5 protein-coding genes and 1 pseudogene are annotated in these 7,487 nt (G+C 45.1%); 3 read left to right on the forward strand and 3 right to left on the reverse strand.

Going from position 1 to position 7,487, the window contains the following annotated elements; all coding sequences use genetic code 11:
- Nucleotides 1-360, forward strand: a 360-nt coding sequence (locus tag BG32_RS01260; RefSeq protein ID WP_121526279.1) for an ABC transporter permease, incomplete at its 5' end; no start/stop codon positions are given.
- 98 nt (nt 361-458) lie between these two features.
- Nucleotides 459-812 (forward strand): VOC family protein, encoded by a 354-nt coding sequence (locus BG32_RS01265; RefSeq protein ID WP_014731236.1) that lies wholly within the window; start codon nt 459-461, stop codon nt 810-812.
- A gap of 457 nt (nt 813-1,269) precedes the next feature.
- On the opposite strand, the pseudogene BG32_RS17010 reads toward BG32_RS01265, so the two are convergent.
- A pseudogene (locus BG32_RS17010) lies at nt 1,270-2,492 on the reverse strand (YibE/F family protein).
- A 64-nt stretch (nt 2,493-2,556) separates the two neighbouring features.
- The gene (locus BG32_RS01280) at nt 2,557-3,960 is read right to left on the reverse strand and encodes an alkaline phosphatase (protein ID WP_121526282.1); all 1,404 of its coding nucleotides are present in this window, start codon (nt 3,958-3,960) and stop codon (nt 2,557-2,559) included.
- Between the two features lie 558 nt (nt 3,961-4,518).
- Between BG32_RS01280 and BG32_RS01285 the strand changes: the two genes are divergently transcribed.
- A complete protein-coding gene (locus BG32_RS01285) occupies nt 4,519-6,636 on the forward strand; it encodes an SIR2 family protein (RefSeq protein ID WP_259459423.1) in 2,118 nt (705 codons plus the stop codon).
- A gap of 232 nt (nt 6,637-6,868) precedes the next feature.
- Here BG32_RS01285 and BG32_RS01290 read toward each other — a convergent pair whose 3' ends face one another.
- On the reverse strand, nt 6,869-7,051 hold the full coding sequence (locus BG32_RS01290; protein ID WP_121526284.1) for a hypothetical protein: 183 nt from the start codon (nt 7,049-7,051) through the stop codon (nt 6,869-6,871).
- Between the last annotated feature and the right edge of the window lie 436 nt (nt 7,052-7,487).

Raw genomic sequence — 7,487 nt, forward strand, 5'->3', positions numbered from 1 at the left:
ATAGGCATCTGCGGTATAACAAACACCATAAACACTACTATTATCCTGCGTCGCAGAGAGTTTGGAATACTTAGAGCGGTGGGCATGACCGGAAAACAACTCAAAGCTATGCTTATATACGAAGGCCTGATCTTCGGATTCATAAGTGCCGTATCGTCTGTCGTTCTAGGTCTGATTCTCTCTTACACGGTCTATTCGCTCTTGAGATCCGAGATGAGTCATCTCAACTGGTCGATACCATGGATCGGAATTGTTCTCGCGGTTGCCGGCGCGATAGGGGCAGGAATACTGACCACGCTCGCTTCGTCGAGAAAGGTGACGTCTCTAAGCATAACCGAATCGATCAGAACTATAGAGTGATGTAGAAATGAATCTTTCAGTTTGACTGAGGTCGGACTCTGATAGGTTTTATCGCCGGCCTCATTCTTCTTAAAACAAATTAATATTGGGAGGCTTAAATGGAAATTCAAGTTGCTACTATATCTGTTAGCTCTCTTGAGAGAGCAAGAGTCTTCTACGAAGAGATCCTCGGGTTCGAACCGGATATTTTTTACGAACAGACCAACTGGCAGTCCTATAAACTCGATGGAACGGCCGGCTTTGGGATAATCGAAACTCCGGGATTGAAAAGAAACAGGAATTCAGACATCTTGAACTTCCGAATCACCGGTGTCGAGGAGCTGTGGAATAGAATCAAAGACACTGTTGAGATCGATACTCCTCTCGAAACGACTCCCTATGGAATCCTTAAATTCGTCATCAGAGATCCGGACGGTTTTAGAATCGGTTTTGTTGAAAAGATAGAAGCCTGAGGATTCTCTCCTCAGGCTATTTCTTAGGTGAAGAGAAGACTTACTTTTACATAAAGCCAACCACTTGAGAGCTACTCTTTGACTTCAAAGTGGCTGGATGCAATAACTAGTGTAGAAGCCTTCTATAACCGGGAGATCGAATAGTGCTTTTCCACTTCTCATCGCCCTCAAAAAATTACTTTCAAGAGGTTTAAGTAAATTAACCTCCGCCAAGATACCTGACTCTCGATTTCTGCAAGGGCAGTGTACTTCATTTGAGAAAACAAAAGGGAACTCTATTACGATGCATTGATTACTTCACACCGTTTTTCCGATATCCATCTTCAAACATAATTCAGCTGGCCTGATTCAAGAAGGACACTTAGAATCTACGTCACAATCTAGGTCGAAATGCCAAATTCCATGATGAACCAACGACTATGTCAAAAAGCTCTAGCTGAGGTAAATCAATCATTCCTCAATCGACAGAATCGTTAATGGCGGGCCCAAGTTCTCGAGCCTTCTTGTCCACACTTTGTCCGGCTTCTTGGTTCGCTGGGATAAGAAGCTCGCTCCCTTTTCTGGTGAATACGAAGGCTCCGATTATGGCTGTGAGAGGCGCGGTAAGAACCAGCCCAAAACTCCCGATTACAGTTATGAGTACTTCTGACGAAAAATAGTTGAGATTCAGCATCGCTGATGTATTCACACCCTGCGCCATGAAGGCCATGAGTAGTGTCAGATAGCCACCTGAGTAGGCAAAAAGAAGAGTGGTCGTCATTGTGCCTACCACCGCCCTACCTACACGAAATCCGGAAAACATCAGTTCTCTTGTGGTAATGTCGGGGTTTTTGAATACCACTTCTTGCATAGATGCAGAAAGATCCATACCGATATCCATTACTGCCCCTGAACTCCCGATAAAAATGCTGGCCAGAAAGAGCTGGTTCAGATCAAGGTGTGCAAAACCTGAATAAAGCAGTGTTTCCGCAAACGGCATCACCGAACCGTTTATGTAAAATGGGTCTGAAAAACTTAAAGAAAGAATCAGTGTTACCAAGACTCCCGATATCGATCCAAGGAAGGCAACAAATCCTTACGGGTGAATCCTCCAACCAGAAAGATGATTGCCAAAGTGAGTGCTGAAACAATTGCGAAAGCTATCAATACAGGATTGAAGCCTTGTAGATAGAGCGGAATCATTACTTTCCACAGAACCAGAAGCGTGGTAGTGAACGAGAGTAGTGTTTTTAGTCCGGTGAACCCCGCGAAGAGTATAAGCATTACTCCGAATACTGTGAAAAGAAGCATTTCAGTACCAAGACGGTAGAAATCGACGACCTTAACGTAGATTGATCCGTCACCGATGGTTGAGTATTCGACATAGACGGTATCGCCTTCACTGAGTACTTTATCAAGTTCCATTTTGCCTATAAGGTTGTTGTCTGTTTCAAAAACCTGCCCTTTCAGTTCGCCGCGTTTGATCTCAACGGTCAAATACTGACTCCCCTGCTTTATCAGTCCATACTGCTTGAGTTCGGTATTGTCTACTTCAACAATCTTTCCAACTGTGTAGCTGTAATTTGAACTCTTATCATACCTGTTTGGTATGATGATGAGCACAATGTTCACAGCCACCAGGATCAATACAAAGAGGAGCTCATACCGTTTTTTGGATCCACTAATGCTCACTTTTCTCATCTCCAATCAGAACAAGAGACCAGTGCGTTTTTCTGCGCACTGGCCACTACATTTATCGATACTATTAATCAAGGAGTTTGAAGAGGTTCTTGCCGATATCGGTATTGTCGTAGAAACCTGCGAACATTTCCTGGCCAAAACCCATGGCAAATGTTGCAACTGGAACACCGGTATGCGAGTAAGATGTCCAACCGAGTCCGGCCTTTTCGTTCAGAATATGAGTGAGTGTTACGCTAACTGGATTGTAGCCACCGTAGAGGATGTATGTTCTGCTATCCTTTGGTACGCTACCATTCACGTAGTAACCGAAGGCTTCCCGAAGTCTTTCAATCTCTGTATCGTTCAGAGGGATGCCCTGGGGTTTGCCAGTGCTTACAAGACCAAAGTTGTCCTCAACTAGAGCGAGAAGATCTTCGAACGTGTTGAGTTTGCCCAGAGCCTTTTCAGAAGAGAGGAGAGCATCGAAGGCCTCGTAGGACATCTTCTGATTTCCGATTGTTGGAACGTTGGCAACGTACTTTGTTCCAGCGAAACCAAGTGTGAGTCCACCCGTTTCGTGGTCACCGGTAACAACAATAAGGGTATCTTCCGGATGCTCATTGTAGAACTTTATTGCTTCCGCTATTGCCTTATCGAAAGCTACCGTATCTCCAACTGATGCTGCTGCGTCGTTTGCGTGACACGCCCAGTCTATCTTGCCTGACTCGACCATTATGAAGAAGCCATTGTCATTTGAGAGAAGCTGTATTGCTTTTGCAGTGATATCTGCCAGAGAGAATTCGTTCTCTCTATCGATTTCGTAAGCCATCGCTCCGCTGCCAGGAAGTACTTCATTTGTGATAATTACTTTTCCTTCAACTGATTCAAGTGATTCGAACTCTTCCTGAGTTCTTACAACCGTGAATCCATTTTCTACAGCTATTTCGAAGAGATTTCTGTCTTTACCTTTGTTGTCAGGATTTTTGAAACTTCCGCCACCGAAGAGATCGTAATTACTTGTTACTGCCTGAAGCCCAATCGAGTAGTAATCGTTTCTTGATTTCTCATGAGCGTAAAAAACTGCCGGTGTGGCATGGTCGATGGAGACGCTTGAAATGATCCCGACTTTCAGGCCCTTGCTTTTGGCAATTTCTGCAACCGTTTGGTAGGATTCTGTAAGTGTTGGATCCATGCTAATAACGCCATCATTCGTCTTCCTTCCTGTTGCTATCGCAGTACCAGCCGAGGCTGAGTCGGTTATGAAGGAGTTTGAGGAGTAGGTTGTTGTCATGCCCTGGACTGGAAACCTAAGCATGTTTAGCTTAGGAGTTACCGCATCCTCAAATGATGAACTTAGAAATAGTTGTGCTGCGTTGATCTGTGGAAGAGCCATGCCATCGCCAATAAACAGGAAAACATACTTTGGACCCGCAAGAGCCGTTAACGCGAAGAGAACCACAAGCGAGAAAATTAGAAGTGCTTTCTTCATAATACTTACCTCCTGAAAGAATTTGACCCGATTTACTATCCATAGAGAATCTTAGAGTGCAGTTTTTTCCACAGTAGATTCTGAATATTCGAGATGCCTAATCACTTAATGGAAAGCAAAAGTAAGTCATGTATGCGAAACAAGTGGCTTCTAGAACTCCTGCGAGACATTTGAAAAGAGCGTCTTAACAAGTCACCGACGAAAGGCTTTCAAATAATATCCGCTTGATAATTTTCTCTGAAAATCACTGGGTAAATCTATAAATGATGTTCAAGATGTCGCCTGGAGCTTGTCTCACAGTCATCAGGCAAACCAAATCTAGATCCCATTTGCTCGCAAAGGAATTTCCCTACGTGAAGGTGGGCGGAGTTGGATACGAAGAAAACGGCGTGAGAATTACGCATTTTCCCACCGTTCAAAACAGGCATGGAAGACCTCAGATTCGGTTTTTCTCTCTAGGTAAAGCCTCTTGGATTAAGCACCTTCCTCGACACCGTATTCGGCAATGGAGTATCATTGCATCAAGGAGGCTCTCTATACAGGGGTCCCAATTTGTGAATGAAGATTTTAGAAAGATTAACGGTGGGAGGAATAATGCTCTTAACAGACCATGTAGATATTCCGACAGAACTAATAAGGGCGCAGGAGGAAGAAAGGCTGGTAGTCTTCGCGGGTGCCGGCGTTTCAATGGCCTCTCCGTCGAACATACCCGGTTTTGTCGACCTCGCAAAGGCCGTTGCGAAAAGCTACGGCCAAAAATACTACGTCAAACAGCAGCGAGTCCAACCTCCGGACGTCTTTCTCGGCAGTCTAAACTCCAAGAATGGCGGACAGGGCGTCCACGAAATTGTAAAACAGATTATGAGTAGAGAAACCTCTAGACCATCGCAGCTTCACAACCTTATTCCTCTTCTATTCAAGAGCGCCCGGGACCTCAAAATCGTAACAACAAATTACGACGCGCACTTTCTAACCGTTTTGAAGAATTACGGAGAGAGATTCGACGGCTTCGATATCTTCAGAGCGCCCGCTCTACCGAGGGGCGATGACTTCAGGGGAATAGTATATCTTCACGGAAACGTGGAACAGGATTCAAGGTGGCTTGTCGTTACGAACAGGGACTTCGGAAGAGCTTATCTCACCGAGGGTTGGGCGAGGGACTTTCTTAGGGACCTGTACCTATCGGACTACACGATTCTTTTCATAGGGTACAGTCATAGAGATACCATAGTAGATTACCTGGCCAGAGGGTTGGACATAAGACAATCGAACAGATACGCACTTGTCAGCGCGAGCGATGCCGAGAGGTGGAAAGAGATCAACGTGATTCCCGTCTCTTATCCCCTAACACCCGAAAAGAAGAAAGTGCATTACGAACTCCAGAAGGCACTTGAAAACTGGACTTCCCTGGTCAGTTCAGATTTTGAAACCCATATCGACAGAATTGAAAGCATTGCCGGCAAGAAACCCGGAATAGATCATAAGGACGACAGTTACCTAACATACTGCCTCAACCGTGAAGACCTCACAGTGATCTTTTGTCGTTTCGCTGAGGACTTCGCATGGGTGGAATGGCTCGATTCGAAAGCGATGTTGGACAATCTCTTCCGAGAGGAAGAGTCGCTCACAGAGATCGAAAAGTCTCTAACCCGCTGGTTCGTAAAAACCGCTTTCGTAAGCAGCAGCCAGGAACACCTGACTTTCTTGGCCTCCAGAAGATCATCCTTGAACCCATATCTGGTCTCTTCGATCGTGGAACATATGGCAGACAGTGATCTGGAGATTCCAGATACCTGTCAGGCAGAATGGTTGAATCTGATCCTCAACAACTGGCACAAAGGAGAAACTCCATGTCTCGCAATGCTGAAAGCCCTGAAGAAGGTCGATGTCACCACAAACCCATGGATAATCACGAAGGCCATTCAGAGTTTCTTCTCTCTTTCTCAGACTGGAAAACCGGCGAAGCTTTCCCTCTTTCACAGGCAATACGATCTTGAGCCTCTCGTCAAACCCGATTGCTTGAAGAGATTCTGGTCCGAGATCATTGAACCAAACCTTGATATACTACATGAAGATATCCTTTCGATTCTTACTTCGCAGCTAATGAAGGCCGTCACAGACATGTCGGTAATCAACGGCTCGGTAAGAGAGTACGACAGCATTTGCAGCGCGAGAAAGACCATCGAAGAGAGCGAGCCGGAATCGAACCCGCAATGGCTTCATATCTATATAGATCTCGTACGTGATACGATCCTTCACTTGATAAAAACCGACAACAAAGACAGGAACTTCTATTACGAATGGTGGAGACGATCCAGGGCCCCTATCCTGTGGCGTATACTGCTTTATGCTGTATCCGAAGACCCTTCATGCTCTGACGATGACCGTGTTAGGATCGTCCTGGATAATGGGTGGCTGATAAATCCCGTTCTGAAAGCAGAAACTGCGAAGATCATCTCTAACTCTCTTCGAACAACCTCCACATCTGTTCTTATGAAAGTCGTTGAAACAATCGAAAGAGAACTAGACAGACTGAGCAGAGTACCTAATCTTGGTGACGATCAGAGATCTAATCCCGCTATTGGAGAAATCCTCTTGGCAATCGAAAAGTCAGGAGTCGACTCCCCCGAAATCAAAAAACTAGTCAAACCGCTTAAAGAAAAAGAACGGTCATAGCGCCTCAAAGCCTCAGAATAGAATTTGATTCGCAGGCACAATGTAATGCCGGAGTTCTTCGTTGAAGAGAAAGACAGCCGTGGCGACCATTATGATGTGCCAAATTCAGAGCTTCATGAAGCGCCAAAGATACTGAAAGATCTTGAAATAAGAAAGTGAAACTTCAAACGAAAGGATTCATAACGAGATATCACAAATAAACGGCCCGGAGAATCCTCCGGGCCTTGTAATACTAAGAGTCCGACTTAGCCTTCTTGCCCTTATCCATATAAGCAACAAGGACCATAATAGCACCGCCTATCCATTTCAATACAACGTACCAGGCGGGTATTACAATACCTCCGACGTTGAATGAAGCTAGAAGAGCCATAACCAGGACTACCACACCGGCGAGCATCAATACAGTTCTTGACATAACAATCACCCCTCCTGTTCACAGGTATCTGGTACAATCTTGACTCCGTCTACTATCGTGATTTTATCACAACTTCACGCTGGAAAGACCATTTTTGTAGAAAAAACTCGCCTTGGTTTCAATCTACACATAATAGGTCGGTTATTCAGTTGCATTGATAGATTCGTCGATGATATCTTGACAGGCAACTTCGACCGCGCGCTGAAGGCAGAAAACACTGTAGTTCGCTTCCTCTCTTTGAGATGAAGAATCTAAGGTCTTTTGAGAAACCGTGGTTGGAGGTTCGAAAGAACAAGAGAAAGTGGTTGACCGTTGAATCGTTCTCCGTTCACCGAGGAGAACCCGTTGCTCGTTCAAGAGCGAGGATCTGTTCTTCGTTCTTGGTTGAAATCGTAAGCAGTAGCATCAAGATTCCGACCAGGAGCTTTGTCGGAAT

It is taken from the genome of Mesotoga sp. HF07.pep.5.2.highcov, assembly GCF_003666285.1.
In the GTDB taxonomy this organism is placed as follows: Bacteria; Thermotogota; Thermotogae; order Petrotogales; family Kosmotogaceae; genus Mesotoga; species Mesotoga prima.